This window comes from Bradyrhizobium sp. AZCC 1610 (assembly GCF_036924515.1).
GTDB lineage: Bacteria > Pseudomonadota > Alphaproteobacteria > Rhizobiales > Xanthobacteraceae > Bradyrhizobium.
In genome coordinates, this window is sequence record NZ_JAZHRR010000001.1 from 4,101,491 (window position 1) to 4,126,950 (window position 25,460).

Annotated in this window: 25 protein-coding genes; 11 read left to right on the plus strand and 14 right to left on the minus strand. The window is 63.8% G+C overall.

The genetic code is table 11. The features are described from left to right. Positions 1–251: 251 nt before the first annotated feature. The gene (locus V1279_RS20385; RefSeq protein ID WP_334439326.1) at positions 252–881 is read left to right on the plus strand and encodes a transglutaminase-like cysteine peptidase; all 630 of its coding nucleotides are present in this window, start codon (positions 252–254) and stop codon (positions 879–881) included. A 129-nt stretch (positions 882–1,010) separates the two neighbouring features. On the opposite strand, the gene V1279_RS20390 is transcribed toward V1279_RS20385, so the two are convergent. Beyond that, on the minus strand, positions 1,011–1,328 hold the full coding sequence (locus V1279_RS20390) for a hypothetical protein (protein ID WP_334439328.1): 318 nt from the start codon (positions 1,326–1,328) through the stop codon (positions 1,011–1,013). Between the two features lie 256 nt (positions 1,329–1,584). On the opposite strand from V1279_RS20390, the gene V1279_RS20395 reads away from it, so the two are divergent. Both V1279_RS20395 and V1279_RS20400 read left to right on the plus strand, forming a co-directional pair. Next, positions 1,585–2,472: an alpha/beta hydrolase gene (locus tag V1279_RS20395; RefSeq protein WP_334439330.1), complete on the plus strand. Its 888-nt coding sequence runs from the start codon at positions 1,585–1,587 to the stop codon at positions 2,470–2,472. A gap of 146 nt (positions 2,473–2,618) precedes the next feature. Further along, positions 2,619–3,125 (plus strand): hypothetical protein, encoded by a 507-nt coding sequence (locus V1279_RS20400; protein ID WP_334439332.1) that lies wholly within the window; start codon positions 2,619–2,621, stop codon positions 3,123–3,125. 378 nt (positions 3,126–3,503) lie between these two features. On the opposite strand, the gene V1279_RS20405 is transcribed toward V1279_RS20400, so the two are convergent. The 4 genes from V1279_RS20405 to V1279_RS20420 all read right to left on the minus strand — a co-directional run bounded on the left by V1279_RS20405 (position 3,504) and on the right by V1279_RS20420 (position 12,525). Beyond that, the gene (locus V1279_RS20405; protein ID WP_334439335.1) at positions 3,504–5,201 is read right to left on the minus strand and encodes a ShlB/FhaC/HecB family hemolysin secretion/activation protein; all 1,698 of its coding nucleotides are present in this window, start codon (positions 5,199–5,201) and stop codon (positions 3,504–3,506) included. 359 nt (positions 5,202–5,560) lie between these two features. Beyond that, positions 5,561–11,479, minus strand: a complete 5,919-nt coding sequence (locus tag V1279_RS20410) for an MBG domain-containing protein (protein WP_334439338.1) — start codon at positions 11,477–11,479, stop codon at positions 5,561–5,563. A gap of 224 nt (positions 11,480–11,703) precedes the next feature. Further along, the gene (locus tag V1279_RS20415; protein WP_334439339.1) at positions 11,704–11,856 is read right to left on the minus strand and encodes a hypothetical protein; all 153 of its coding nucleotides are present in this window, start codon (positions 11,854–11,856) and stop codon (positions 11,704–11,706) included. Positions 11,857–12,078: 222 nt separating this feature from the next. Next, a complete protein-coding gene (locus V1279_RS20420) occupies positions 12,079–12,525 on the minus strand; it encodes a hypothetical protein (RefSeq protein WP_334439342.1) in 447 nt (148 codons plus the stop codon). A gap of 111 nt (positions 12,526–12,636) precedes the next feature. On the opposite strand from V1279_RS20420, the gene V1279_RS20425 reads away from it, so the two are divergent. Next, positions 12,637–12,864, plus strand: coding sequence for a hypothetical protein (locus tag V1279_RS20425; RefSeq protein ID WP_334439345.1), 228 nt, complete (start codon positions 12,637–12,639; stop codon positions 12,862–12,864). Then, positions 12,861–13,028: a hypothetical protein gene (locus V1279_RS20430; protein WP_334439348.1), complete on the plus strand. Its 168-nt coding sequence runs from the start codon at positions 12,861–12,863 to the stop codon at positions 13,026–13,028. Before V1279_RS20425 ends, V1279_RS20430 begins: the two co-directional genes overlap by 4 nt. A gap of 30 nt (positions 13,029–13,058) precedes the next feature. Here V1279_RS20430 and V1279_RS20435 read toward each other — a convergent pair whose 3' ends face one another. The 3 genes from V1279_RS20435 to V1279_RS20445 form a co-directional block, all read right to left on the minus strand. Continuing rightward, positions 13,059–13,337 carry a PAS domain-containing protein gene (locus tag V1279_RS20435; RefSeq protein WP_334446494.1) on the minus strand — a complete coding sequence of 93 codons (279 nt, stop codon included), beginning with the start codon at positions 13,335–13,337 and terminating at the stop codon, positions 13,059–13,061. Positions 13,338–13,347: 10 nt separating this feature from the next. Beyond that, positions 13,348–13,878, minus strand: coding sequence for a gamma carbonic anhydrase family protein (locus V1279_RS20440; protein WP_334439351.1), 531 nt, complete (start codon positions 13,876–13,878; stop codon positions 13,348–13,350). 73 nt (positions 13,879–13,951) lie between these two features. Next, positions 13,952–14,281, minus strand: coding sequence for a DUF6949 family protein (locus tag V1279_RS20445; protein ID WP_334439354.1), 330 nt, complete (start codon positions 14,279–14,281; stop codon positions 13,952–13,954). A gap of 218 nt (positions 14,282–14,499) precedes the next feature. Between V1279_RS20445 and V1279_RS20450 the strand changes: the two genes are divergently transcribed. Continuing rightward, positions 14,500–15,213 (plus strand): hypothetical protein, encoded by a 714-nt coding sequence (locus V1279_RS20450; protein WP_442894901.1) that lies wholly within the window; start codon positions 14,500–14,502, stop codon positions 15,211–15,213. Between the two features lie 139 nt (positions 15,214–15,352). On the opposite strand, the gene V1279_RS20455 is transcribed toward V1279_RS20450, so the two are convergent. Both V1279_RS20455 and cysE read right to left on the minus strand, forming a co-directional pair. After that, a complete protein-coding gene (locus V1279_RS20455; RefSeq protein WP_025590201.1) occupies positions 15,353–15,571 on the minus strand; it encodes a DUF3126 family protein in 219 nt (72 codons plus the stop codon). Between the two features lie 107 nt (positions 15,572–15,678). Continuing rightward, positions 15,679–16,506, minus strand: a complete 828-nt coding sequence (cysE, locus tag V1279_RS20460; RefSeq protein WP_334439358.1) for a serine O-acetyltransferase — start codon at positions 16,504–16,506, stop codon at positions 15,679–15,681. Positions 16,507–16,711: 205 nt separating this feature from the next. On the opposite strand from cysE, the gene V1279_RS20465 reads away from it, so the two are divergent. Then, complete coding sequence (locus V1279_RS20465) at positions 16,712–18,100, plus strand: hypothetical protein (RefSeq protein WP_334439360.1); 1,389 nt, start codon at positions 16,712–16,714, stop codon at positions 18,098–18,100. On the opposite strand, the gene V1279_RS20470 is transcribed toward V1279_RS20465, so the two are convergent. After that, complete coding sequence (locus tag V1279_RS20470) at positions 18,086–18,838, minus strand: alpha/beta fold hydrolase (RefSeq protein WP_334439363.1); 753 nt, start codon at positions 18,836–18,838, stop codon at positions 18,086–18,088. The genes V1279_RS20465 and V1279_RS20470 overlap by 15 nt on opposite strands. A 53-nt stretch (positions 18,839–18,891) precedes the next feature. Continuing rightward, entirely contained in the window at positions 18,892–20,052 is a 1,161-nt protein-coding gene (locus tag V1279_RS20475) for a hypothetical protein (protein ID WP_334439366.1), read from the minus strand. Positions 20,053–20,313: 261 nt separating this feature from the next. Between V1279_RS20475 and V1279_RS20480 the strand changes: the two genes are divergently transcribed. Beyond that, complete coding sequence (locus tag V1279_RS20480) at positions 20,314–20,559, plus strand: zinc-finger domain-containing protein (RefSeq protein ID WP_025590194.1); 246 nt, start codon at positions 20,314–20,316, stop codon at positions 20,557–20,559. Between the two features lie 7 nt (positions 20,560–20,566). Beyond that, positions 20,567–21,769, plus strand: a complete 1,203-nt coding sequence (locus V1279_RS20485; RefSeq protein WP_334439369.1) for an FAD-dependent monooxygenase — start codon at positions 20,567–20,569, stop codon at positions 21,767–21,769. 156 nt (positions 21,770–21,925) lie between these two features. On the opposite strand, the gene V1279_RS20490 is transcribed toward V1279_RS20485, so the two are convergent. Continuing rightward, positions 21,926–22,369, minus strand: coding sequence for a twin-arginine translocation pathway signal (locus tag V1279_RS20490; protein WP_334439371.1), 444 nt, complete (start codon positions 22,367–22,369; stop codon positions 21,926–21,928). Positions 22,370–22,980: 611 nt separating this feature from the next. Here V1279_RS20490 and V1279_RS20495 point away from each other — a divergent pair. Continuing rightward, a complete protein-coding gene (locus V1279_RS20495; RefSeq protein ID WP_334446498.1) occupies positions 22,981–23,568 on the plus strand; it encodes a TMEM175 family protein in 588 nt (195 codons plus the stop codon). 11 nt (positions 23,569–23,579) lie between these two features. Here the strand turns inward: V1279_RS20495 and V1279_RS20500 are convergent, their stop codons facing one another. Beyond that, positions 23,580–24,332, minus strand: a complete 753-nt coding sequence (locus V1279_RS20500; RefSeq protein ID WP_334439373.1) for a lysophospholipid acyltransferase family protein — start codon at positions 24,330–24,332, stop codon at positions 23,580–23,582. A 126-nt stretch (positions 24,333–24,458) separates the two neighbouring features. On the opposite strand from V1279_RS20500, the gene V1279_RS20505 reads away from it, so the two are divergent. Continuing rightward, entirely contained in the window at positions 24,459–25,316 is an 858-nt protein-coding gene (locus V1279_RS20505; protein ID WP_334439375.1) for an alpha/beta fold hydrolase, read from the plus strand. The last annotated feature ends 144 nt before the right edge of the window (positions 25,317–25,460 follow it).

The window sequence follows — 25,460 nt, forward strand, 5'->3', positions numbered from 1 at the left end:
GGGGCGTGCAAAACGCGGGTTAACGCGGTGGCCTTTCGCACGCTTATCCGTCGCTGGCGCAGCGCGGCGCGCGTTAATGCATAAAATTTGAATCAGTTGCGGTTGTTTCAAATTTTAGTCTAATTCGATTCAAGTATAGATCGAATTAGCCGCGTCTTTTACTTGTATTCACGTCAAATGTACTTGCCTGACTTAGCGGCAGCGCAAATCCTCTGTGCGAAACATGGCCCCAACAAGAAACGGGGGCCACAATGTTGTTCAGGGGACAGGGGAAGGGACTGGCGGTCATCGCCGTCCTGTTGGGGATGAGCGCTTCAATGAGCGTCTCGGCGAACGCCGGCGACGCTCTCTATGCCAGCCTCGGCGACACCGCACGTTCGCCGATCGGCTGGGTCGAATTCTGCGCCGAGAATGCGAGCGATTGCCGCGGCGGCGCATCACAGCCGCGCGACATCGTGATGTCGCAGACGGCGTGGCGGGATTTGGTTCGGGTCAACAAGTGGGTCAACGAGACCGTCAAGCCGATCACCGACATCGATCATTGGGGTGTGATCGAGAAATGGTCGTTGCCGACGGACGGTTACGGTGACTGCGAGGACTATGTGCTTCTGAAGCGCAAGATGCTGATCGACGCCGGATGGCCGCGCGAAGCGCTGCTGATCACAGTGGTGCGCGACAAGAAGGGCGAAGGCCACGCGGTGCTGACGGTGAAGACCGACAAGGGCGAGTTCGTTCTCGACAACCAGAACGAAAACGTCCTGGCCTGGACCGAGGCCGGCTACCGCTTCGTCAAGCGTCAGTCGCAGAGCGATCCGAATGTGTGGGTCTCGCTCGGTGACAACCGCCCTGCGGTCGCTACCGCCTCGTCACGCGATCGATAACGAAAAGGATTTTACGAACCCGCGACCCGGTCACATCCCCACCCCTCCCCGTCCCAGACCGGTTCGCGCGCGGCCACCCTTCCCCCAAAGGGTGGCCGCACCTTTTTTGGAACAAGGATAGCTCGAAGGTTACGCCGCCAGCGCCACGCGCGAGGTGGATTTTTGCCGCATCGGCTTGCCGCCGGGCGGTCCCGGCGGTTTGTGGTCGAGCATCGAGAGCGCTTCGAGGACCTCGTCGATCGTCACGATGCGTCTCGCGCCTGCAAGTTCGCGCAACGTGGGATTCGAAGACACCGCCGCCGCGTCCGAGGCCCAGGACGCGAGGATCGCGCGCTTTTCGCTCAGCGAAAGCGTCGCGTCGGCGACCACGTCGCGCGGGTGGTCGAACACGCTCGCCGGATGCAGCACCGCATTCAGATCAAACACATTGTCTGACTGGTCGATCACTGTTTTGTTCTCCCCAAAGGTGGAAAACGCTTCCCGCCCGCAATGTTCGGGCCGGAGCCTTTTGGTCCTTCGCGAGGCGCGACGGGCTTAAGCCGCCTTCGCCTCCAGCGGTGGCAGCAAAAAAAATTAGAAAACCGCGATTTGGTTTCAAGGGCCTCAAAAAAATTTTGGCCTTCCTCCCGGCTCGTCTCCGTTTACGTTTTTGCACTGCACGAACGATGTGCCATGATGGACGGCCTCATCGGGAGGAGCTGCCGTGGCGCACAGCGAGATCGACGCCATCCGCGCGTTGCTGGGCTCGAAGCCGCGGCCGGTCGGCTGGTCGGAGCGGCGGCAACGCCTCGACGAGGTCGGGTCAACCTGGCCGGTGGCACCGGACGTTCAATGCGAGGTCGTCGATTGCGACGGCGTTGCCGGTGAGTGGTCGATCGTACCGGCTAGCGGGAAATCGCGTGTGCTGCTGTATTTCCACGGCGGCGGTTACTGCTCCGGCTCGATTGTCAGTCACCGTCGCCTGGTGACGGAAGCCGGGCGCGACGCGGGTACGCGTACGCTCGCGATCGATTACCGTCGGGCGCCCGAGCACCCCTACCCCGCCGCCCATGAAGACGCGCTCACGGCATGGCGCTTCCTGCGCAACCAAGGCATCCCGGCGGCGAGTATCGCGATCGGTGGCGACAGCGCCGGCGGCAACCTGACACTCGGGCTGATCAACCGTTTGCGCGCGGCGGGAGAGCCGCTGCCCGCCTGCGCCTGGCTGATTTCGCCGTGGACCGATCTCACCATGTCAGGCAGCACGCTCGCGACCAAGGACGCCATCGATCCGCTGATTCACAAAGCCTATCTCGCTGAACTTGCGGATGCCTATGTGCCGCCATCCATCGATCGTCGCGATCCGCTGATCTCGCCGCTGTTTGCCGATCTCACGGGCTTTCCGCCGGTCTTGATTCAGGTCGGATCGGCCGAGACATTGCTCGCGGATGCAACGCGGTTTGCCGAGGCCGCAGGGGCGGCCGATGTCGATGTGACGCTGCAAATCTGGCCGCACATGATTCATGCATGGCCGGTCTGGAATGCAAATCTCCAAGACGGCCGGCGCGCGCTCGCCTACGCCGGTCAGTTCATCCGGACGCATATCCGTTAGCCCCAGGGCCCTTCCTGCAGCCCAAAACCCTGATCTTGCGGGGTTTTTGCCCGAAATCCCCCCGCGAGCCCGGCAAATCCCGGGTTTTAGCGCCGCCGCGCCTGTGGTATTCGGGAACATTGAATCACGTCGGGATTTGGAGTCGCATGATCGAACTCGCCCCCCGGAGTGCCAGCCCCATCGTGCGTTTCGGCGGACAGCCGATTGCGATCGCCGCTGCGGCCCTCGTCATTGTTGTGCTTGGCGTAAGCTCTATCGCCCTGTGGCGCGCCTATACCGGCAACGCGCCCGAGACCGATCGCGCGGTCGCGACCCGGCAGTTGCAGGCCCGCGCCGCGCAGGCATCCGAACAACTGGTCGAGAGGACCAAGGGTCTTGAGGCGACGCAGCAGGAATCGATCGATCAGTTGCAGGTGGTGCAGGATCAGCTGCTGACCGTCCGCCGCCTGCTCGCCGCGCAGCAGGCCGACACCAGGAAGCTTTCCGAGCAGGTCGGAACGCTCACCGAAGCGATCGACGGCTTGCGGCAATCCTTTGCCAGCGCGCAAGCCTCCGAGCCCGCCGCGGCTGCCGCCCCGCGCACGCGGTCAGCCAAGGCAAAGCCCCGCTCAAACCGGAGCGCGAACCGCAGCCGCGCCAAGGCGCGCGGCTGATCGGTCTGTCTGGACGGCCACTTGGCGATGAAGTCCCGCTCAGCGGGCTGACGCGCGGCCGGCCGAAACTTGATCAGCACCTTGGCTGTCCAGCCGCCTCACAACGACCGTCATTGCAGGTACCTTGGGAGGCGGCCCGATCAGGCCATGCGGCCGGGTGACGGGATATTTTCCACCGTTACGGCACGCCTTGCCGCAACTTTTTTCCGCCTTTGTGAACTGGTTCACATATCCCCGCAAGAATCCCGGGCATCCTGAAATTCACCGGATGGCGTGAGCCGATTTCAATATCCGGGGCTGGCAAGGTCGTTGACGGTATACTGCGTCGACGGCCTTGTTTTTTTGTGCCCCTTCAACCGCCGCGGGCTTGCACGAACTTCAATAGCTCACCGACGCTTGCAGCGACACGCGCCAGGATCCAGCCGGGGTATGCAGCCCGTCGGTCATTGCTCTGGCCGCCAGCAATTTGGAATTGAAGTTCGACCCGGCCGCAAAGTCGAATCCGGCCCCGACCGACGACAGCGTGGAGTCGCGCCGGGAGAACAGATCCCGCCCCCACCCGACGTCGGCCAGCAGGAACGGCGCCAGCGTGCCCGGCATCCAGGAAGGCATGCTGGGCATCGAGACGTAGAGCGAGTTGCGCAGGATCAGGGCCTGGTCGACCGCACCGTCTTCGGTCACATAACCGCGCACGGCGTGTATCCCGCCGAGCCCGACGCGTTCGGTGTCCGGAAGCGGCTTGGACGACGCCAGCACGGACACTTCCGATTTCAGCGACAGGCTCTTCGGCAGCGGCGTCACGCGGCCATACTCAAGGGTGACGAGATTCGTCTGCACGTCGGTAACGCGTCCATTGGTGAAGGCGTTCCAGGCGCCTGAATTGTTGCCGGACAGGATGCCGCGGGGATTGGACTTGAAACGGACATCGAGGTTGTTGGTGCCCAAATTGTCCGACCAGCGCCCGTTCCATCCGACCACCAATTGGGCAACATCGGCGCTGCCCTCCGCGACGGGCGTACCATCGAAGATGGTCGTGCGTAGCTGGTGCTTGAGTTCGACGCCGCCGAGCAGATCGCCAGCCGTCGGCGGCAGCAGATCGGACAGCGCGGTCCGAACGATCGCCGATGCCTGGCTGGTTTGGGTCTTGATCCGGAACAGATTGTTCGGCCGCTCATTGGTCAGCACATGATCGCCCACGACTTCCAGACTCGTGCGCAATCCGAGCGGCGTGAGCAACCGCCCCGCCTGACTGACATATCTGGCGTCATCGGGCCGGCTGAACAGCCCGTCGTCGACCCAGAAATTCCCGCTGCCGGTGAGCTGATAGGACGCGACGAGATCGGCTGATGGTGCGCCGCTGGCGCCGACATAATAGCGATTGCGGTCGGTCAGAAGCGTGCCGCTGTTGGCATAGCCGGCGTACACCTGCCACGGCTTGCGGTCCGTCACCTGGATGTTGACGTCGGTCATGCCGAGATCCTTGGCGGGACCGAACACCGCTTCGACCTGCCGAAACGGATTGCGATTGGCCCAGTCGAGATCGGTCTCGAGTTTGCGGGCATCGATTTCCTGTCCGGGGACGAGGCGGATGCGGCTCTGCGGGTAGCTCTCGGCTGCGGCTCCCGTCACCTTGATGCCGGCGACCTTGAAGACGATCACGCGCAACTGGAGCACGCCGGACGATACTTCCTGCGGCGGCAGCGTGACCGACACGAATGGTCGCCCGGCCTCGCGGTAAGCTGCGGCCACCGCCGCCTGCACTTCGGCGATCAGCTTGCGGCTGAGCGGCCGATCGACGAATGGCGTGAGTTGCTCGCGAAGCGCGGCGGCGTCGATTCCGCTGACCTGACTCACATCGATACCCTTCGCGCCGCCGTCCTGTTTCGCGCCGGCGTTTACTCCGATCAGCACGATGGCTTGAACATTTACGCCGAGCGGCGTTGCATCGTCGCTCTTGAGAAGATCGTTGGTATCGATCTTGATCGCCGACGCGCGGCGCGGCGGCTCCGGCGGCAGATTGCGCTCCACCACTTGCGCCTGCGCGATGCTATCAGGCGCGACGGCGCAAACCATCATCAGCGCGCAACAGGTGACTACTCCCGTCGCATGACGCGCGGATGTTCGCACCTGTTGTGTTATGCGCGATCCGAAATGTCGTGAAAGCGACTGCATCATGACGACCGGAGCCTGCAGGGGCTTCGGAATATCGACGTATGAGTTTGCATGAGTTTGCACGTTCCGACGTTCTGTCGCACACGGCGAACAATGAGTAAGTCAATCAATATGGTTTATGGATTAAGAACGGTTTAAGGTTGAGTTCCGTGTGTGGCATAACTGCAGCGTGCACGGTTGAAGCGACTCCGCTCACACCAACTTATACGTGCATCAACACATCGGAATGTGTGGCCGCTTGCCGTGGCCTCACGCAATCAACATCAATTGTCGACAAAGGCCGGCAGCCGATCACGATTGATCATCGTATCGACGAATCTGGCGCGTTCGCCAATCCGCCGATTGTGAGGATGAGGAAGCTCAAGGCATTGCCTGGATTTGCAGATGATTGCGGGAGACGGTTGCTCGATGCTTACGGGCTCGCGCATCTGCTCGAGCGGCTGCGGCGCGGGCAAAGCCACCCGCGACTTCACGTAAGCTCCGAGTTCTGCGGTAGGTACGCGACGGGCCGCCGCTGGCGTAACCGTGAGGTTCGCTCCAACAAAGGCGAAGGCGTAGTTCGATGAGGCCGCGAGCGTCCCCTGCGTGATGCCGTAGACGCCGGCATCGCTGGAAGTCGTGGCTGACGTCGCCAGCGCTCCTGATAGCGTGTCGCCGTTGGCGAGGCCCGCGCCGCCGACCTGATAGGTCAAGGCCGGGTTTGTGTCGCCATAGGTACGGCTCTTCGCATCCGCCGTCACGGTGATCGCGCGCGGCGTGACGGTGAGATTGGCGCTCGCATAGTTGAGTGCGTAGTTGGTCGAGGCTGCGAGGCTCCCTTGCGTAATGCCGTAAACCCCGACATTGCTCGTTGCCATCGCCGAAGTCGCCAGCGCTCCCGACAGCGTATCTCCATTGACCAGACCCGAGCCGCCGACCTGATAGGTCAAGGCCGGGTTTGTGTCGCCATAGGCGCGGCTCTTCGCATCGGCTGTCACCGTGATCGCCCGCTGGGTGACCGTCAGATTGGCGCTCGCATAGTTCAGCGCGTAGTTGCCCGAGGCCGCCAGCGTGCCCTGTCCGATCCCGTAGACGCCGACATTGCTCGAAGTTGTCGCCGATGTCGCGAGAGCACCTGACAACGTATCGCCATTGGCCAGCCCGAAGCCGCCGACCTGATAGGTCAGCGCCGGGTTGGTGTCGCCATAGGTGCGGCTCTTCGCATCGGCCGTCACCGTGATCGCCCGCTGGGTGACGGTGAGGTCGGCGTTCGCATAGTTGAGCGCGTAGTTGGTCGAAGCCGCCAATGTTCCCTGACTGATTCCGTAGGCGCCGATATTGCTGGCTGTTGTCGCCGATGTCGCCAGCGCACCTGACAACGTGTCGCCATTGACCAGTCCCGCACCGTTAACCTGATAGGTCAAGGCCGGGTTGGCATCGCCGTAGGCACGGCTCTTCGCATCGGCCGTCACCGTGATCGCCCGCTGGGCGACGGTCAAGTCGGCGCTCGCATAGTTCAGCGCGTAGTTGGTCGAGGCCGTGAGCGAGCCCTGCGTGATACCGTAGGTGCCGACATTGCTCGAAATTGTCGCCGATGTCGCCAGCGCGCCCGACAACGTATCGCCGTTGGCAAGCCCTGACCCACCGACCTGATAGGTCAACGCGGGATTGGCATCGCCATAGGCGCGGCTCTTGGCGTCGGCCGCCACGGTGATCGCCCGCTGGCTGACGGTCAGGTTGGCGCTCGCATAGTTCAGCGCGTAGTTGGTCGAGGCAGCCAGCGTGCCCTGGCTGATGCCGTAGACACCGACATTGCTGGCTGCGGTCGCCGACGTCGCGAGCGCGCCCGACAGCGTGTCGCCGTTGGCGAGGCCCGAGCCGCCGACCTGATAGGTCAAGGCTGGGTTTGTGTCGCCATAGGCCCGGCTCTTCGCATCGGCCGTCACCGTGATCGCCCGCTGGCTGACGGTGAGGTCGGCGCTCGCATAGTTCAGCGCGTAGTTGGTCGAGGCAGCCAGCGTGCCCTGGCTGATGCCGTAGACACCGACATTGCTGGCTGTCGTCGCCGATGTCGCCAGCGCGCCCGACAGCGTGTCGCCGTTGGCGAGGCCCGAGCCGCCGACCTGATAGGTCAGCGCCGGATTGACATCGCCATAGGCCCGGCTCTTGGCGTCGGCCGTCACGGTAATCGCGCGCGGCGTGACGGTCAGGTTGGCGCTTGTATAGTTCAGAGCATAGTTGCCGGAGACCGCGAGCGTGCCCTGCCCGATCCCGTAGACGCCGACATTGCTGGCTGTCGTCGCCGACGTCGCCAGCGCGCCCGACAGCGTATCGCCGTTGACCAGGCCCGCACCACCGACCTGATAGGTCAGCGCCGGGTTGGCATCGCCATAGGTCCGGCTCTTGGCATCGGCCGTCACCATGATCGCTCGCGGCGTTATCGTCAGCGCGGCAGGCGTTTGGATCAGGCGATAGGCCTGCCCGCCGGTGCTGGCGGCGCTGCCGCCCGCTGTGATCGCGTAGCTGCCGACATTGGACGTCGTCGTCGCCGCCGTCGACAGCGAGAAGCCGGCGAGAATGGCTGATGTGTCGCCCGTGTGCAGGCCGTAGACCGTATAGCCGAGAGCCGGGTTGGCATCGCCGTAGGCCCGCGACGCATTGGCGGGATCGACACGCAGCACGTAGTTGACGCCGTAGAGCTGCGGATAGTAGCCGGCGCTCGGCGCCGACCACACGTTGGCGAAGTCCCAGCCGGCGTAGGTGGTCGCGTAGTTGGCAGGATTCCGCATCTGGCTGGTCGTCAGGCCGATCCCACCGGAGACGGTCCCGGTTCCGATGGCGGTATTCTGGCCTGATGTCACCGTGTCCCAATAGGATTGGGTGATGGTGCCCGTCTGATCGCCGACCAGCCCACCGAGGGTGCTGGCGCCGCTCACCGCCCCGGCCGCGTAGGCCTGGGTGATGGTGCCGCCACTGAAGCCTGCAAGACCGCCGGCGCTCTGGCCGCTGACGGCACCTACGGCGTAGGCTTGCGCGATCGCGCCTTCATTGTAGCCGACAAGCCCGCCGACATAAAAATCGGGGCTGCCGACCGTCACGCTGGCATAGGATTGCGTGATGTTGCTGCCCGTACCAACGTTGTACCCGACCAGCCCGCCGACATCATTGCTGGTGCCGTTCACCACGCCGGTCGCGTAGGACCGCGTGATGGTCCCGGCGTTGTTGCCGGCCAGCCCGCCGACCTCGGCCTTGCCGGTCACTGCGGCGCCCAGCAGACCCACGTCCTGCACCGTTACACCAGCTCCAACATATCCGAACAGCCCGACATCGTCGGTGGTCGGCCGATTGATGGTCAGGTTGGCAATGGTGTAGCCTTGGCCATTGAACGCTCCGGTGAATTTCGTGGCGGTGCTGCCGATCGGGACGAAACCCGCCGACGACCACATGCCAGGATATTTGCCGCCGACGGCCGCCAGGCTGGAGCCGAGGTCGATATTGCCCGCCAGCGTGTAGCTCGCGCCGAGATTCATCGCCATCAGCTGCAGCTGGTGCGCGTTGGTGATGATGGTCTGGTATTCCCAGCGGCCGAACGGCCGGGTCTGGCCGTCGACCATGAACCAGCCGGTCGTGCCCGTTCCCGGAAAGCTGAAGTTGCCGTAGGCGCTCTGCTTGAAGGCGTAATTGGCCGCGGCGGATTGTGCCGGGTCGCTGGTCACGGCCGTCACGCCGGCCGAACCGCCGGCGCCGACGCCGGACGCCCGCCCCGTCGTGTAACTATCCCAGTAGGATTGCGTGATGGAGTTGCCGTTGTAACCGACAAGCCCGCCGACAGAGCTCGGGCTGCCGCCCGTGCCGATCACGGCGCCCGTCGCATAGACCTGCGATATCGAGCCGGCGCTGATGATGCCGCCGCCGAGATTGGCGATATTGTTCAGCCCGATGGCGCCGCCAACATGGAGCGGTCCGCTGACCGTGCTGTTCGAATAGGCATTCGACACGGTCTGAAAGTTGTAGCCGACGAGACCGCCGGCGCCGGCTTCGATGGCGGTGACCGATCCGTTCGAATAGACATTCGAGACCGCCCCGTAGTTCGTGCCGACGACCGCGCCGACAGCCGTCCTGCCGGTTACGGTCGCACCGATGATGCCGAGGTTGCTCACCGTGGCGCCGGTGCCGAGATAGCTGATCAGCCCGGCGCTTTGGGTTATTCGATTGATGAAGAGGCCGGAGATCGTGCGGCCCTGGCCGTCCAAGTTTCCGGTGAAGGTGTTGCCGCCCCCGATCGGCTCGAACCCGGCGCCGCTGTTCCAGGTGGACGTGATGCCGGCATCGATATCATGGCCAAGCGCATAGGTGCCGGCCTTGTTGTTGTTCATGTTCTGCAGGTCATAGACGGTGTTGACCAGCATGTACGTCTTCAGCGTGGCGCCGCCGGTGACGTTGCCGCTGAAATTCGTCTGCGTCGGTGCCGAGTATTTGGTGGTATTGACGGTCGAATTGCTGCCGGTCGGGTTGTAGTAGATCGAGACGGCTCCCGCCGTCGATATCTGCCCGCCGCCGAACATCACAGTGCCAGTGCCTGTGCCGGCATTGTCGGCGCGCAGCACGACACCGCCACCGCCGGCGCTCGTGATATTGGCGTTGACCGCGATGTTGCGATAGGCGCTGAGCGTCAGCGTCGCATCGCTCGCCCAAGCTATGCCGCTTGCCACGGTGATGTCGCCATAGCCGCCGCTGCCGGACGCGTTCGTCTCCTGAGTAACGTTGCTGCCCGCGTTGAGCGTGGTCGCGATGGTGCCGGCAAGCGTCGCATCGATCGTCAAATCCACGGGATCGAGCAGCCAGGTGCCGCCTCGGCCGGCATTGATGCTGCCGCCATTGAAGTTGAGCGTATGCCCCGAAGTCTCGATGAAGCCGCCGCGCAGACCATTGGCGCTGATCGCGCCGGCAAACGACGTCGTACCGTCCGACCACACCACCACGTTGCCGCCACCGCCCGATATGCCGTCGGCGGTGATCGTCGCACCTGCCTCGATCGTCGTGGTCTGCGCGTTGGCGATCGCCTGCGGCAGAAACTTCAGCGCGGCGTCCGATCCGCCGGCCCGGTCGCCGCCGATCAGCACGGTGCCGCCCGACGTCCCGCTGGCGTCGATCGCAGCGCCCGAAGTCAGGGTGACGTCCGTGCCCGTCACCACGATGCCGCCGCCTGCGCCGCCGTTACCCTTCGCCTCGATCGTGCCGCTGACCACGACCTTGTCGCCGCTGACGACGACGTCGCCGCCGGTGAACGAGCGCCGCGCCGCGTTAGCTTGCACGCGCCGCGCCACGACCTTCTGCGTCACGTTGACCGAACCGCCCTCGGCCGTCAGAAAAATTCGTCCGCCCTTGCTGGCGACGCCTGTTGCCGTGATGGCCCGCCCGGTGTTGCCGGCAAGCGCATAGATGTTGCCGCCATTGGCGCGCAATTCCACTTCGGCGGCGCGGATTGCGCCGCTGTTGCGGATCTCGCCGTCCTGCGCCGGACGCCGCACCAGCACCTTGCCATTGCCGAGCGAGCCGTCGCTCAGCACCACCTCGCTGCCGGAGGCCATCGCGGCGGTGCCGTTGCGCGCCGTCAGCGAGCCGTCGTTACGAACCTGGCGCGCGATCAGGACGACGTCGCCCTTCGACGCGCCGATCTTGCCGAGATTGACGACCGAGGCGTTGCTGTTGCCGCTGAAGGTCAGCGATCCTCCGGCGCGGAACTCGGCATCCCGGACGTCCAGCGTCGAGGCCACAAAGCTGCCGCCGGTCTTGATTACGCCGGTCGGGCCGACGACGATGCCCGACGGATTGACGAGGTAGACCGAGCCGGTCGCCGACACCACGCCATTGATCGACGACGGCACGTTGCCGGTCACGCGGTTGAGCGTCGCGCCGCTGCCGTTATTGAACTGAACCTGGTAGCCCTGCCCGACCGAAAAGCTCGACCAGTTGACGATGCCGGTGCGGCTCGATTGGCTGATCGTGAGGCTGGTCGGCGACGTCGAACTGATCGCAACGTTCCCGCTCGCCACCGTTCCGCCGGTCGGCAGCGATTGCGCCATCGACGGCTGCGCGCAACTCAAGCCCCACAACAGCGCGATCAAGCTGACGGAAGCTCGAAACTCTCTGGTGCACGATTTGATGGCCGGCGAGAGACACGACGTGGATGAGACGATCATCGAACCAACATCCGCTTAAGGCCGGCCGCATTTCAAAACTTGTCGTCTCCACAAATTCTTTGTCGGACGTGCGCGGGTTCCACGCGCGGAACCGCAACATGGCAATCGACCATCTAAGGATGCATCAAAGAACAAGCGCAATTTTTCGGAAAATTGCGCATAATGACGCCGCCGGCAGATTCCGGCTATTGCGCGGAACGTGACTGTGCGCGGTGTCAGGCCGGCTATCCGAGACGATCGCCCCTGCGATGAGGTCCCGACATCCAGCGCAGCCTGGACATCGTCTGTTCGATCTCCCAGAACATCCAGACGAAAGCTGCACCCAGAGCAATCACGACAATCAAGAACATCAATGTCAATGCAGGCGCTGTGAGCATGTTCAACATCCCCGATGTGACGCGAACGGCATTCCTCAAACAACGGTCTCGGTAACATCGCAGCGCAGCATCTCCCGCCGTGGCCTTGGCCTCGACGAAGACAACGCATTCGCCGCCGGACCCGCGAGGATCCGGCGTCAAGTCTAGATCGATTTCTCGGAGATGGCTTGAGCTATTTTGGGCTGTTTTGCGCTCTTCCGTAAGCGGGCCGCGGAAGCGATGTCAGCAGCCGCGGCAGATGCCCTTGATCTTGCGGTCGACTTGCTTGTTCTCTTCATTGATCTCGGCATCGCCGCTCATCTGCCTGCTCGTTCCCGTCGTTACACCGCTGCCGGGGCCTGACGACTGTGCGGTGCCGGCGGTGTTGGTGCCCGGCGGAGGCGGCGACACAAGTCTGGACGGGTTCGCCGCGCCACCCGGACCTTGACCGGCATTGTTCAATCCCCCGGGAGCGGCAGTCCCGGGAGAAACGCCGCTGATGCCTTGCGTGCCGGTCCCGGTCGTACCGGCCCCGGTAGAGCCCGCACCCGGCGCGCCCGCGGCGCTGCCGCTGCTGCTACCGGCTGATGACCCACCCGCGGATCCGCCCGCGCTCTGAGCAAACGATACGATCGGGGATATCAGGATTGTGATCGCCGCAACTGCGGCGGCTGCAGATGCCAGCTTCATTGGAATCTCCTTTTTTAGAGCAACGATGGCGTCCCGCCGTTGTTCCTGCCGGAACAATTCCGCCGCCGGATCATTCATTCACAACCGCTCGACGCCCGGAGTTGGCCGCGCTTGCGCAAATTGATCGCCTTCGACGATGACACGCTCGACAAGCTCACCCAGCTTGCACGCGACCGGATGGCGACGTTTCAGGAACTGGCCGACGAGGCCTTTGCAGACCTGCTCAAGAAGCACGGCATTCCCGTAGACCTCAAGGATGCGCTGCGAAAAAGTGCGGGGCTCTCGAAGACGTCGACACCGAAGAACACAAGATCGAAAGCCGGAAAGACGCCATCATGAATTCCGATCCGGACCCTTTCGAGCAGGGCCAGCGCGCCGCACGCCAGAACATTCCGGCGGAAGCCAATCCGTATCACGACGGCAGCGAGGAGCATGCGCTCTGGGCCGCCGGCCATGAAAAGGTCGCCGGCGCCGGAGAGGCGAACAAGAGCGAAGGCAACTAAGCTGCTGCAGCATTCGGTCGGAGCGATCCGTTACGCCGCAACTCCCGTCCGGGCCGCAACTTCGGTCTGACCGGTCCGATCCTCGACCATGCTGACGAACAGGTGCGATTCACGATCCGGACCGCCGATCTGAAGTCTTCGCACCGCAATGGTGCGCCTGCCCTTGACGGGATTCTCGACGGTGTCGACGATTGCCTCGAGTTGCTGCTTTCGCTCCAGCAACTGGCGGTCCCGTTTCTCGATCAATTCGGCAGCCGATGGGGGAAACAGTTCTCGCGGCGTCTTTCCCATGATCTCGCCGAAAAGCAGGCTGCCGTCTTCAACCTATCTTCTTCAGCCCGTTTTTGAATCGCGGACCGTTGAGCGCGTAGAATTTCGCCGCACTTCCCATCGCCGTCACCTGCTCCGGCGTCAGCGTGCGAATGACGCGCGCGGGCGAGCCGATGATCAGGGAGTATTCGGGATATTCCTTGCCTTCGGTGATGACCGATCCCGCGCCGACGATGCTGCCGCGGCGGATCCTGGCGCCGTTCATGACGATCGAGCCCATTCCGACCAGCGCGTCGTCTTCGAGCGTGCAGCCGTGCAGGATGACATTGTGGCCGACGGTGCAGTTCTTGCCGATCGTAAGGGGGAAGCCGCGGTCGGTATGGCAGGTGGAATTGTCCTGCACGTTGGAGCCTTCGCCGATCTCGATCCACTCATTGTCGCCGCGCAGCACCGCGCCGAACCACACGCTGGCCGAATTCAGAAGGCGCACCTTGCCGATCACGGCAGCGGTATCTGCGATGAAATAGTTTCCGTCTCCGGGGAGTTCAGGTCCCTGTCCGTCGAGTTCGTAGATCGCCATAGCAAAAAGGTCTCCGTTGGCGGAGACCTTGGCACGGCCGCTGGCGCGGGATCAAGCGAGCAGGCCGCGAGCCTCAGGCCAGCACACCGGTGGCGCGCAGCGTCATCAGGAAAAACGTGCCGGACATCAGGCTCCAGAAGCCTGACAGCACGGTCGCCATCATCACGAATTCGAAGCGGCGGCGCTCGATCTGCGCGCCGCGCAACGTATTGCGCATGATGATGAACGGTGCGGCGAAAACCAGAAACGGCACGGCCGCAAACGTCTTCGGCGCCACGCCTTCGCCAAGCAGCGCGAACCCCGCCGGCCGCGCCGCCATCGCCTGATAGCCGCTGGCGAGCGCGCCCGCGAACGCAAAGCCGATGCAAAGGGCGAACAGGGAATTCAACGCATCGGGCGACATGGCAACTTCCCCTACTCGAAAAACCGCGCCCTGCTTTCGCAAAATTGGGCGGTGGCCGCCACAGCATCCTTAAGGAAAGGTTAACAACGGGCCGCCGGGACATCGTTTGCGCATGGCTGGCGAGGCCGGAACTCCCGCGAAATCATGAGGAAATCATGCCCCCCATGGCATATTCGCGGGATGATTCGCCTGGCTCTTCCTCGACCGATGCATCGTTCATGACCCTGCTTTCGACGGCCCAGCACCTCGCCCGCGACACCCGCAGGGATCCGCGCTCGCACATGGTCCTGATCATGGTCGCGGCAACGGTCACCGCGGGCGCCGTTGCGCTGGTCGCCTATTTGCTGTGGCCGACCTGGGTAGCGCGCCCTGCCAGCGCTCCGGAACGGTTGCCGGTCAGCGTCGGCGCCTCCCTCTTCAACGTGCCGACAGCGGCGATCCGGCGGAAGATCCAACGCCACTCCGGGCCGCAGGAGCGGGTCGATCTCAGCTTCGTCTTCCCGTCGCTGGAACCACCGGATGCGCCGAAGCGCGTCAGCGCTGACGCGATCGAGGAGAAGCTACAACCGATCGACCGGATCTTCCTGTCGATATCGGCTCACCACGACACACTGGGGCCCGACGCGCGAGTCCGCACGATCTATCCGCGCTACCTCGGGCAGGCCGCAACACCGGTCGATGACGGTTTGACAATGCGCGCCTTTCGCGACGGCTCACCCTACGCCAACGAAGACCTGTTCTCCGCCGCGACGCCGAACCTCAACGCGCGCTGTACGCGCGACGGCCTGACGCCCGGCATGTGCCTGAGCGAGCGCCGCGTCGACGGCGCCGACCTGACGTTTCGCTTTCCGCGGAGCTGGCTGTCGCAATGGCGCGACGTTGCGAATGCGATGGAGCGCTTGACGGCGCAGATGCGCGGGCGGAAGGGTTAGCGAACCCGCCGGGGCCTCGGGTTCGTAGGATGGGCAAAGGCGCAATTGCGCCGTGCCCACCATAACAACTCACAATACGAGAAAGACAAGTGGTGGGCACGCTTTCGCTTTGCCCACCCACAACGTCGCGGCACGCGTCTCAGCCGACGTCGGCCAGATCTTCCTCGAGGATCGCCATCTGAAACTGGAACGAGCGATCGTCGTCCTCGTCATCGACGAACAGCACGCCGATGAACTCCTCGCCGATATAGACTTCTGCGGAGTCGTCCTTTTTCGGCCGCGGCACAACGCGGATCTTTGGATTGCCGAATACGCGCTTGAGATAGGCGTCGAGTTTCCTGACTTCCTGAACGTCCACGGCGGTCTCCAATCGGATACTTTGAATTTCCGGGAGGTTTTTAGGACGAGACGGCGCAGACTACCAGCCGTAACTTCACAAATACGGCGGGCAGAATGTGTGGAAAATCAAAGGCCGATTGCGCCGAGCATCTGATCCATGGTGCGCGACGGCTCCGCACAGCCGGCCTCGCCGACGATCTTTGCGGGAACGCCGGCCACCGTGACGTTGTGAGGCACCGGCTTGACCACCACCGAGCCCGCAGCGATGCGCGCGCAATGGCCGATCTCGATATTGCCGAGAATCTTTGCGCCCGCCCCGATCAGCACGCCGCGCCTGATCTTCGGATGACGGTCCTCGTTCTCCTTGCCGGTGCCGCCCAGCGTGACGTCGTGCAGGATCGAAACGTCGTCGTCGATCACGGCGGTCTCGCCGCAGACGAAGCCGGTCGCGTGATCGAGGAAAATGCCGCGGCCGATCACGGCCGCCGGATTAATGTCGGTTTGAAACACCGCCGACGACCTGCTCTGCAGATAATAGGCAAAGTCCTTGCGGCCCTTTCTGTAGAGCCAGTGTGCGAGACGATGGGTCTGCAGGGCGTGGAACCCCTTGAAGTAGAGCAACGGATCGATGAAGCGTGAGGTTGCGGGATCGCGGTCGTAGACCGCGACCAGGTCGGCGCGGAACGCGTTGCCGAGATCGGGTTCGTCGCGCAGCGCCTCGTCATAGGTCTGGCGGATCAGATCGCCCGATAGCGCCGAATGATCGAGCCGCTCGGCGAGACGATGCACCACCGAATCTTCGAGGCGCTCGTGATGCAGCACGGTCGAATAGATGAAGGAAGCAAGCTCGGGCTCGCGGCGGACGATGTCCTCCGCCTCGCCCCGGACGCGATCCCAGATCGGATCGAGTGCGGCAAGCTTCGAACCTTGCGGATTGACCTGATGCACTGCCATGATTGCTCTCGCAAATTCACTGGTTTCGTTGATATTATAGCACGGCGGGCGGACGGCTGTCCCCGGCAGGCTTCGGCAAAGTAACCCCCGCCGAATGCCCCCTGGGGTCAGTTCAAGGTGGTCAGCGATTTCGGAAAATCAAGCCGGCCGGCGTCCGACTATTGGTGAATTTCGGCGGACCCGCCATTCGGCGGATGCTGCCCTGATGGGGGAAAGCCACACCAGCACGCAGGTATTGCGGGCGCGGACCGCTGCGGACTGGCGGTCAGCCTGGATCGCCGCCATCGCCATCCCATTGATGTTGCTGGCCCCCGCCCTGTGGAATGGCTATCCCCTGCTCCAGTGGGATACCGGCGGCTACCTGGCGCGGTGGTATGAAGGCTACCTGGTGCCCAGCCGCTCCACCATGTTCGGCCTCTATCTTCATTTCGGCGAGGATTCGAGCTTCTGGATCAACCTTGGGATCAACGCGCTGGCGACGCTGTGGATCCTGCAGTTGACGCTGCGCGTACTCGGTATGCCGCAGCCGTTGCGGCTGCTGGCCATGAGCCTCGTGCTGGTCCTGACCACCTCGCTGCCCTGGCTCGCCAGCACGCTCCTGACCGACATTTTCGCCGGCCTGTCCGTGCTGGCGCTCTTCATCCTGGTCGCGCATGGGAAACGGACTTCGATCCCGGAAAAATGCTTGCTGTTCGGCCTCACCGCTTTCGCCGCCGCGACGCACAGCGCAACGCTCGCGGTGCTGCTTGGACTGTGCTGCATCGGCTGGATCGCGCGTCCGTTTCTGCGCGGGCGGATTTCCGTTTCCGGACTGACGCAAGGTAGCCTCACCATCGTCGCCGGAGCTCTGCTGTTGCTGTCGAGCAATTTCGCATTGTCCGGAAAACTGGCGTGGACGCCCGGCGGTTATGGCGTAGCCTTCGGACGGATGCTGCAGGATGGGATCGTCGCGCAGTATTTGCGCGATCATTGTCCGAAGCAGAACTTCAAGCTCTGCCCCTATCGCGATCGGCTTCCGGCCACCGCCGACCAATTCCTGTGGGGCAACAGCATGTTCAACACGCTCGGCCGCTTTCAGGGACTGAATGACGAGATGAGCTTTATCGTGTTGCATTCGCTCGCGGAGTATCCGGCCTGGCAGGCCAAGGCGGCGCTGACGGCCACAGCGCAGCAACTGGTCCAGGCAGGAACCGGCGAAGGCACCAATGGCTGGCTCGGCCATACCTACGGCATCATCGAGCGCTTTCTTCCCGCACAGGTGAAGCCGATGCGCGCGGCAGAGCAACAGCGCTGGCATTTCGATTTCACCGCAATCAACCGGATTCACGTTCCCGTCGCGCTGGCGTCGATGCTGCTGGCCACGATCCTGTTCGGCCACGGCGTGCTGCGCCGGCCGTTCGACGATCTCACTTTGCTCGCCGGCACGGTCACGTCAGCCCTGCTCGGCAACGCGTTCGTCTGTGCCGTGATATCAGGCCCGCATGATCGTTACGGCGCGCGCATGGCGTGGCTGGCGACCACGGTGTTGCTGATTGCGGCTGTCAGGCATTTCGCCGGCGACGACGCATCACCCGACCGCTCATTGCCGGCGTGACAGGAAGTCGGTGACGCCGGTCTTGTAGACCTTGTCGCCGACCGCGCGCATGTGATCGCGGTTCGGAATGTCGAGCACCTCGGCGCCCGGAATGATTTTCCCGAGCGCGGCCGCGGAGCCCGCGATCTCGTCCTTGGTGCCGACCGCGATCAGGACCGGTACGCCGATTCCGGCGGCCTCCTCCGATGTCATCAGCCGCCGCGAACCGCGCAGGCATGCGGCAAGCGCACGGTGGTCGGAGCGGGTCTGGTCGGCGAAGGCGCGAAACGTCCGCCCGACCGGATCGGTGACGTCCTCCAGCGACGGCGCTTCCAGCGCTATGGCCACGCTCTCGCCGGGGCCGCCGCCCTCGATCAGCCCGATCCCGATGCCGCCGAGAATCGCCGAGCGCAGGCGCTGCGGCTGCTCGCGCGCCAATATCGCCGTCATTCGCGATCCCAGCGAATAGCCCATGATGTCGGCGCGCTCGATCTGCAAATGATCCAGCAGCGCGATGACGTCACTTGCCATGATCGCAATTTCGTAAGCAGCGGAATCGTAAAGCTTTTCGGAATCGCCATGGCCGCGATTGTCGAGCGCGATCACGCGGCGGCCATCCTTTCTCAGATCAGAAACCCAGGTCGGATAGATCCAGTTGACGTTCTTGCTGGAGGCAAAGCCGTGCACGAGAACGATCGGATCACCCTCGCCTTCGTCGAGATAGGCAATTTCGACAGCGCCGTTGTGAAAACTCGGCATCATCAGTTCCATGTTTAGGGGATTAGAATTCGCGACCTTGCAATGATGCAAGTCTAGCCGTGTGAGACAACGCCCGCCAGAGCCGGGCCGGACGGCAAGCATGCTGCTGCCGCCTGCCTTCTTAACCGCCGCGCCTTCTTGCGACGCAGCCACGCTTCGGTGGCCCGCTCGGTGGTTGCCTTGATCGACGACAGAAAACCGAACAGCGCCAATAGCGCGCCAAATACCCACATCGTCAGATTGAAGGCGCCGGTCGCCAGCAGCAGCGCGCCGCGGCCGAGCACCTTCAAAATCGCACGGGTCTGGCCGCCCTTGGATTCGGCAAGCCGCGCAGCGCGTGCGATGTCCTTCGGCCCTTGCGCGATGCGCAGCGTATCGAGCGCCCCGCGCGTGCCGGCTTTTTCGCCGACGCGTCCGACGTCTTTCGCCAGCCGCACCAGCGCGCCGGCCTTCTCGGCACGGAACGCTGCTTTGATCGCGCTGATCGTCTCGCCCGGCCGCAACACCGAACCCTTCGCGACCGCCCGCTGCAGCACGGGCGCATCGACGACCTCGCGCGCCGAGCGGCCGGCCCACTGTGTCAGCCCCTCGCCCAGCCGCCCGACCTTGCGGGCATCCTTGACCATGGAAAGACCGGCGCGTAGCGGCCCCATGCCGCCGACGGATACATAGGTCGCGGCGGTCACCGCGAGGCCCACCGTCGCCAGGCCCAATATCAGCCGGTCCACCTCCTCGCCGGTCGCCAGATGCTTGCCTTCGCGCACGATGTCCCTGATGTCGCCGAACACGAAGAGATCTCCGGCGACCGTGCCCGACAGGCTCGCGACGTCGTCCGCATTGCCGGTCACCAGGCCTGTGGCAAAGCGTTTGGCAAAATGCGACGCCGAGCCCGCCTCAGTAACGGCATCGCTGACGCGCTTCGACAGTTCGTCGCTGACGGCGATGCCTTTGTCGCGAGCGAGTTCGACGAAGCTGTTGGCGAGATCGGAATCGCCCTCCGCGAGCGCCGCCTCGATATGGTCGGCGACCAGCGCCTGATTGCTCCGCAGGGCGGACTTGATGTGGATATCGGACAGCGCCGCGGGATCGTCCTGCGCCGCCAGAATGGCTGTGGCCTCGCGGGCGTGCGGCCACAGCGCGCCGCACACCGCCACGCTGAGCGCCAAGCATCCTAACGCCCCTGCCAAAGCCGAACCGAGCCGCAACCGCCTCATCCAAAAAAACCTAATGTTTTAGTCTTTCTCAAGATGGTGTGCCGTTTTTAAGACACAACTGCCCCGACGAAAGAAGGGCTTTTCTCCGACGACAAGATTGTGTCGAATTTGCATGAGCAAGTATGCGGCGGGGACCTCCCGAATCGGCTGAGGAATCGGCTCTAGGAATCATCGGCACCCCCCACTATGGTGCGCGGCATTTCGAACCTGCCGCGTCGTGTTGATTGCGTCTGCCCATCGTTGCTATCCAAGGTGAAACTGATGTCCGACCATGTCGTTCCGCATTTCCATAACGACGCCGGAGTCTCCGTGATCGAGATTGGCTCGCAGGAATTCATGTGCGTGGGCGCCAATCCTCCGTTCGACCATCCGCATGTGTTTCTCGACCTCGGCAACGACAACGAGATCATCTGCCCTTATTGCTCGACACTATACCGCTTTGCCGCCGACCTCGCCGCGGGCGAGGCCCGCCCGCCCGAATGCGTCCTGAAGGACAAGGTCGCCTGACCTTTCGGTGGCTGCCGCGCGCACCATCATCGTTGCTGGTGCCGGAATCGGGGGACTGACGGCAGCGCTTTCGCTCGCCGCAAAAGGCTTTCGCATCATCGTTCTGGAAAAGGCCGAAAGGCTGGAGGAAGCCGGCGCCGGCCTGCAGCTTTCGCCCAACGCCAGCCGAATCCTGGTCGACCTCGGCCTGCGACCGCGGCTCATGCCGCGCGCCGTGACGCCCGAGGCCATCAACATCATGAGCGCGCGGGCGGGCGGCGAGATCGCCCGCCTGCCGCTCGGCGAAGCGGCTAGCCTTCGCGCCGGCGCGCCCTACTGGGTGATGCACCGCGCCGATCTGCAAGGTGCCCTGCAGGCAGAGGTCAACGATCATCCGGACATCGACCTGCGGCTCGGCTGCCAGTTCGAGGACGTGACCTCGCACGCCAAGGGGCTGACCGTGGTCCAGCGCCGCGGCAACGCGCGGCAGCAGGAGCTGGCGGTGGCGCTGATCGGCGCCGACGGCATCTGGTCCGCAGTGCGGAACCATTTGTTCCCGGAGGTGCAGCCGCAATTCTCCGGCCTGATCGCCTGGCGCGGAACCCTCGATGCGACGACGCTGCCGCGCGAATATACCGCGCCGCGGGTGCAGCTGTGGATGGGGCCGGACGCGCATCTGGTCGCCTACCCGATCTCGGCGGCGCGGCAGATCAACGTGGTGGCGATCGTACCGGGAACCTGGAACAGGCCGGGCTGGAGCGCGCCCGGCGATGCCAACGAACTCAAGAGCGCATTCGCCTCGCAGCGCTGGCCCGCGACCGCGCGGATGCTGATCGGCGCCGTCGACGGCTGGCGGCGATGGGCGCTGTTCACGCTGCCCGACATCGGCGAATGGAGCGACGGCGCGATCGCGCTGCTTGGCGACGCCGCGCACGCGATGCTGCCGTTTGCCGCGCAAGGCGCGGGAATGGCGATCGAGGACGCCGCCGTGCTCGCCAAATGCCTGAGCGAGAGCCCGGGCGACAATATCGCGGGCATCCCGGCAGCGCTGAAGCGCTATGGCCGGTTGCGGCGCGGCCGCGTGCGGCGCGTGCAGCGCGCCGCGCGGCACCAGGGGCGCATCTATCATCTCACCGGACCGCTGGCGCTGGCGCGCGACCTCGCCATCAAGGCGATGGGCCCACAGCGCATGCTGGCGCGGCAGGACTGGATCTATGATTGGCGGGTGTGAGCGGAGAATCCTGTAGCCCGGACGAGCCAACGGTCGCGCGAATGCATGCCCCGCGACGAGCGCAACTGCACTCGCGCAGTGATGACAGGCTCCGCGAGATCCGGGATTACACGATCACCGCCCAGATGTCGCTTCGCTCATCCGGGCTGCGATCCCCTAATTTGCCGCGCGGCTGGCCTTCGGACGGCCGCTCTTGGCAACGGGAGCCGGCGCGAATGATGGCGGGACCGGCGCCGGTTTGGCTTCCGGCTTCGAGTCCTGGCACCTGTTCTTCTGCCAGGCTTCTTCGGCCAGCTTCGACTGGCCGCGCAGCGCAATGTAATCATTGCGATAGGCCATCTCCGCCACCACGGAACCGGCGACGCCGGTTTCGGCCTTCGTCATCAGCCCCTGCACTTCCGCGGTGCGGGCGGCAAGGCTCTTGCGCTCCGGCTCGAGCTGCTTGCAATCGTAGAGATCGTATTTGGCAGGGTCGGCGAAGGCCGGGGAAACGGCGTCGCTCATGCCGGCGCAGCCGGACAGGCCGGCTCCGAGCGCAACCAGCGCCAGCGCGGCAAGGCAGCCCTTGAATGACCGGCAATGGGACGGCGATATCGGCATCGGACCTTCGTTAAGCGGATAATGTTGAGATTGCCTAAAACAGGCACAAGTGTCCGCATTGAGGCTTTGCTTTGGCAGACGCGCTCGCTTAAAGCAAAGGATGCGTTCGGCCGGGGAACATGCCAATTCCACTTCTCCGGTAAACGCGCTAAGTATCTGATTTGGTAGTCAAAGCGGGCGTGGCGGAATCGGTAGACGCAAGGGACTTAAATGGTTGAGTGCCCTCGGGGAAACCCGAGGTGTAGAACTGCTCAAAGTCGGGGAAACCTTTTACATGGCAATCCCGAGCCAAGCGCCCAAACCTAACGGTTAGTGCGAAGGTGTAGAGACTAGACGGGCAGCACCTACGACGCAGACGCGTTATGGTGAAGGTATAGTCCAGACCCCAAACCGGGCCGTGCACAAACGTGCGAGGCTTGGGCGGCGAAAGTCGTAGCAGGTAAGAAAATCCCTCGGTGAGTAATCGCTGTGCCGGTTCGAGTCCGGCCGCCCGCACCACGCTTCGCCCTGACGGGCTACGCGTGGCGCAGCCATGCGAAACCGTCAGGGCAAAGCGTGTCCGGCATAGCCTGAGCGAAGCGAAGGCGACGACGGACTGGTGAGACTGGGGGATCACATTGCCGCAAATCGGTCTTTTCGAAATGCGCCGGCTGGAGATGCTGAGCAACACCATCTTCGGCGTGGCCATGACCCTGCTCGCCTATGACCTACCAAAGGCCTCCAGCTTCAAGAACGCACCCGACTGGCACGACCTGATGCGCGTTTATGCGCAACCGGTCATCGCACTGATGATCAGCTTCATCGTCGCCGGCATGTTCTGGTTCAGCCATCACCGCCGGCTCGCGGTTGCGCCGGAAGGCGGCCGAGGCGTGGTGTTTCTCAATCTGTTTTTTCTGCTCTCGATCATCATCCTGCCGGTGACGAACGGACTCTACGGCGCCTACCGGCTCGATGGCGTGCTGGCTGTCCTCTACGGGTTTCACCTGACCATCATCGCTGCGCTGAACGCGGTGCTATGGGTTCTTGCGCTCAAGGGCCGCAGCGATCCGCATTTGCTCATGACAGCGCTGTTTCCGGTGTTAGTGTTCGTCCTCGGGACGGCCGTGGCGTTGGTAGCCCCGCGAATTGCGCAGTTCGTCTGGTGCCTGGCTTTCCTGGCGCCGCTGGCAGGTTGGATCGCCGGACGTCGTGCCGGCTAGGCGACGTCGTCTCATCGCGTCACGGGCCGACGCGAAACCTTCGCCTCGCTGACCGTGAGCAGGCGGCTCGCCTCCTCGGCAATCATCCGCTCCATGTTTTCCTGAAATTCCTTGCGCGGCAAGCCCGGCGCGATCGGCGGCAGAAACGACAGTGTGATGATGCCTGAGTGCATCGTCAGCTTCTTCTTGTCCCAGAACAGGCCGGAATTGCACGCGGCCGGCACGACGGGGACGTCGAGATTGGTGTAGAGCGCAGAGATGCCGGCAGACTGGAACTTCACAGGCTCGTCGATCGCCTGACGCGTGCCTTGCGGAAACAACAGCACCTTGCGCCCCTCGCCGACCGCGCGCCTGGCTTCATCGACCATCTGGCGCAGCGCCTGGCGGCCAGCCGAGCGATCGACCAGGATCATCGGATAGCGCTCGAGAAACCAACCAACGAGCGGCAGCTTCCTCAACTCTTTCTTGGCGACGATGCTGGCATCGGGGAAAATCACGCAGAGCGCCGCCGTCTCCCACAGCGATTGATGATTGCAGGCGATGATGCAGGGTCCATCGGGAACGTGCTCGCGCCCCTCGATGCGATAATCCAGCCCCACCACGTACTTCATCAGGAACAGGATGCCGTTGGCCCAGACCTGGGAGACCGCACGCACCGTCGCGCTGCTCGCGTTGAACAGTGCCATGACAGGCACCGACAGCGAAACGACGACCGTCAGGATCACCACGGCGGCATCGAATAGTATAGACCTCAGATAATGCAAACGTCCGTCCCTCGGGCCTCTATGCGGCTTCCAATACAGCACTTTTCCCGGGTTGCACAATTCCGCCCACCCCGCTGAAATATGGCCCACCATGGATCGGCCCGATTGCCGATCCAGGATCGCCCCATGCCAACCTTCGAAAAAATCTCCATCGCGCCGCACCTCGCCTTCAACGCCATCACCGCCGGTCCACCCGGCGCGCCGCTGGTGCTGCTGCTGCACGGCTTTGCAGAATCGATGCATTGCTGGTGCGCGCAGGTCGCTTGCCTTGGCGACATGGGCTATCGCGCCATTGCGCCGAGCCAGCGCGGCTATTCGCCGGGCGCCCGGCCGGATCCGCGTGAGTTTTCGCACTACCTGATCGACCGCCTGATGAACGACGCCATGGCGATCGCGGCGGCCGCGGGCTATGGCGAGGCGCGCTTTCATCTCGTTGGCCACGACTGGGGCGGCAGCATCGCCTGGGGTATCGCTGAGCGCCACCACGAGCGGCTGGCTTCGCTCACCATTCTCTCGCGGCCGCATCCGAACGCGTTCAATCGCGCGCTGACGGCCGACAGCGAGCAGGCGCAACGCTCAAAGCACCACAAGGCGTTTCTGGAACCGGATGCCGCCGATGTCGTACTGGCTGACGACGCCAAATGGCTGCGCGAACGCCTGACCGCCAATGGCGTCCCGGCCGACGCGATCGAGAGGCATCTCGCCGTGCTTGGCAACAAGGAGGCGATGGAAGCCGCGCTGGCCTGGTATCGTGCCCGCGGCGCGATCCGCGGGCCGCTCGGTCCGATCCGCGTACCGACCCTTTATATCTGGGGTGACGCCGACGACACCGTCGGCCGCGCCGCCGCCGAAGGTACAGTCGATTTCATCGCCGCGCCCTATCGCTTCGAGGTGCTTCCGGGCATCGGGCATTTTGCGGCGGATCAGGCACCGGAACGGGTGTGCGAATTGCTGCTGGAACACATCGCCGCGCATCCGGCCTGAGGAACACGCCGCCCGCAAAAATGTTGTCATGCACAAAGACGGAGTATGACAAATGGCCAACGAACAATCCGCGGACAAGCCTGCCGCAACCGGACGCAAACCGCCCCGGAATGAGCGTCCACCACAATCACAACCGCCGCAAGT